At 40.2% G+C, this 2741-nt stretch carries 5 protein-coding genes; 3 read left to right on the top strand and 2 right to left on the bottom strand.

Features of this window, described 5'->3' with window-relative positions; genetic code table 11:
• The coding region (locus PX482_RS06275) for a helix-turn-helix domain-containing protein (RefSeq protein WP_288122198.1) at positions 1-132 on the bottom strand (132 nt) is incomplete at its 3' end.
• A gap of 91 nt (positions 133-223) precedes the next feature.
• Here PX482_RS06275 and PX482_RS06270 point away from each other — a divergent pair.
• The 3 genes from PX482_RS06270 to PX482_RS06260 all read left to right on the top strand — a co-directional run bounded on the left by PX482_RS06270 (position 224) and on the right by PX482_RS06260 (position 1651).
• A complete protein-coding gene (locus PX482_RS06270; protein WP_002761554.1) occupies positions 224-409 on the top strand; it encodes a hypothetical protein in 186 nt (61 codons plus the stop codon).
• The gene (locus PX482_RS06265) at positions 396-743 is read left to right on the top strand and encodes a type II toxin-antitoxin system PemK/MazF family toxin (protein ID WP_012263951.1); all 348 of its coding nucleotides are present in this window, start codon (positions 396-398) and stop codon (positions 741-743) included. Before PX482_RS06270 ends, PX482_RS06265 begins: the two co-directional genes overlap by 14 nt.
• 146 nt (positions 744-889) lie before the next feature.
• Positions 890-1651, top strand: coding sequence for a PEP-CTERM sorting domain-containing protein (locus PX482_RS06260; protein WP_288094169.1), 762 nt, complete (start codon positions 890-892; stop codon positions 1649-1651).
• A 51-nt stretch (positions 1652-1702) separates the two neighbouring features.
• Here the strand turns inward: PX482_RS06260 and PX482_RS06255 are convergent, their stop codons facing one another.
• Positions 1703-2347, bottom strand: coding sequence for a Uma2 family endonuclease (locus PX482_RS06255; RefSeq protein ID WP_002761559.1), 645 nt, complete (start codon positions 2345-2347; stop codon positions 1703-1705).
• Positions 2348-2741: the final 394 nt, after the last annotated feature.

Below are 2741 nucleotides of genomic sequence, written 5' to 3'. Positions count from 1 at the left end.
TCTTTCATACCAAGCTTGTGTTCGTTCGTGGAGAGCTTTGTTGTAAACTAATCTTACACAGCCCAATGTGCGCCGCAATAGCGACTCTTGTGTTGGTGTGGGGTAAAATCGAAACGAATAGGCTTTTTCCATATCCCGCATTCTAGCATATATTTCGTAAATGTGCTAATACTTAACAGTAAAGCCGTCGTAGAACGACGGGGTTTCAGACCCAAAATTTTCGATGATTTCCACCCTAACCCTTGAAGAAATCAAAACCCTAGTCTATCAACTTCCCCTCTCAGAACAAATTTCTCTCTTAGAAGACCTCGAAGACAAGCTAGAAACCCTCACCCTCATGAAACTAGCAGAAACAGGCTTTCCAGAATGGAACGACCCAGAGGAAGATATTTACAATGTCCAACCCTAAAGCTGCCGAAATTTGGTTAGTTCGCTTTCCCTTCAGCGACCTTAGCACCACAAAACTCAGACCCGCGCTAGTTTTAGCTGTACATCGAGAAGAACAAATCATCCTGGGAATCTTCTCCAAAATCCCCCCTGGAGAGTGGTGGGAAACTTGGATACTGGTTAGGGAAGGACATCCCAACTTCTCACAAACAGGCTTAAAAAAGACCTCTGTAATCAGAACTGACAAGATTGCGACGGTCAACCAGTCCGTTTTTCAACAGAAACTAGGCATTTTACCCTCAGACATCCTAAACCAAGTTCAAACTGCCCTCAAAAAATCCTTAAATATTCCCTAGCATTGATTTTATCCAATGATTAACTTTCCTAAAGCGATCCCAAAGACTTCCTTAAATTTCCCCTGAGCAATCCAGAAAGCTTCATTACTATACTACTATACAACTAAACAATCACTCAAATCTAATTCTCCAGAGGCTTTTCAATCATGACATTAGTAAAACTGATTAACTTTGCTGGGGGGGGGGGTAAGAAAAACTTATTAAAACTGGCGATTGCTTCTTCTGCTATTGCTGTTAGTACCTTCGTGATAGCACCTGTTCAGGCTGCAACTGTTAGCAGCACATTTGATACAGATGCTGAAGGGTGGACAACAGTTTATTATCAAAACTCCGCGAGTAATAATCCCCCTAGTAGCCCTGCTAACCTTACCCATTTTGCTACTGGTGGCAATCCAGGAGGATATATTTCAGCGTCTGATTTTTCGGCGAACGATTTAACCTTTATTGCTCCTTCTAAATTTTTAGGAGATAAGTCTACTTTCCTTAATGGAAGCCTAAGTTTCGATCTTACGACTTCCTTTATTATCCCTGGAGGTTATGGTGCATTTTTGAGAGGTGCAGGATTGACTCTTGCATCATTCATTTCGACTCCAAATCCTAATCAATGGGAAACCTATAGTTTGGCTCTTAGTAATACAAATCAAAATACGTGGTTTAATATTCTTCCAGACAACTCGACCTTTGTGCCTGCCACTAATGCAGAAATTCAAGTAGTTCTTGCCAACTTAACTTCTCTAGAATTTAATGGTGATTTTCAATTTGGAACTGATACTACCACAATAGACAACGTTTTTCTCGTATCTCCATCATCACCTCCTGTTAGTTCCGTTCCCGAACCCTCATCAATTCTAGGGTTACTGAGTTTAGGAGTATTAGGAATAGGTGCAGCTTTAAAGCGAAAACTGTAACCCCTAAATTATCATCGGCAAAAGTTCCCTGACTTCGTTCTCGATTTGAAGTTAGGGATTAAGCGTTTGCTTGACCCAAATTCGGAATTGTTTTAATGCCATTGCACTACCTATTTTTTGACTATTTTGTAGCGTTTCTGGAATTTTTTCTATTAGATTAAATTGAGGAAATAGTCGGCTTTGGGAAGATTCAACATATTCCGATCCTTGCAAAACATTGATTTCCAGTCTCTCTCCATTATATCGCCACAATTCAGGAACACCCAATCGCTCATAATTATTAAATCGGGTTCGCTTAGTAATATCAATTTCAATTGCTAAATCGGGAGGGGGATCAATAGCCAAATCAAGTCGCTTTTTTCCCCTAACAGCAGCACAATTTTCGATATAAAAAGACTCATCTGGTTCTATTCCTTGATCCATTTGTTGATTTTTAAAGGTTGTCGATCCAGCGGGTTCATAGTCTAACTCTAATTCATCCAGGAGAACTTTAACCAAATCCCCGATTAAAACTTTGGTGTTTTCATGAATAAAAAGAGGAGTCATTGCTTCTAAAGTTCCCTGACTATAAGATAGACGAATTGACCGTCGCTCTCCCAATTCGTCAAGAATTTTTTCATAATCTTGCCAAGTGAGTGAAGTTAACAACAGGCAGTCGCCTGGGGTAACAGTTAGTTGTTTTAATGCTAATAACATCAGAATTTGTCGGCTCAGTTGTTATGATTGGGCGGTTTAGTCAGTATTTAACTTTTTTCTACCTTAGACTATATATAGCAGTTTTCATCAGAATGAGGCATGGGCAAGGGGGTTAAACTCTTTGTTGGCAAAACTTGTCGATACCTCAGTAACGTGAAAAGCGCTATATGCAAGAGTTCTAGTAAGCTGCCCGCGCATTTAAATTGCTTGTTGAGACGAGGCAAGAGGCAAGACCCAAGACCCGGTAGCATCTCACCTTTGCAATAAGTAGAAATGCTTAATGAGATCAATAAAAAAGTTAAAAAAGGCAACCATTTAGATAGGGTTTGCTGAAAAAGTTTTTCGTGGGGGCAGGGTGTGGGGTGTAGGGTGTAGGGTGTAGGGTTTTACCGAT

The organism is Microcystis sp. M53602_WE12, from assembly GCF_030065455.1.
GTDB classification, from domain to species: domain Bacteria; phylum Cyanobacteriota; class Cyanobacteriia; order Cyanobacteriales; family Microcystaceae; genus Microcystis; species Microcystis aeruginosa.
Note: the sequence above shows the minus strand (reverse complement) of the source record. Positions and strands in the feature narration are given on the sequence as shown.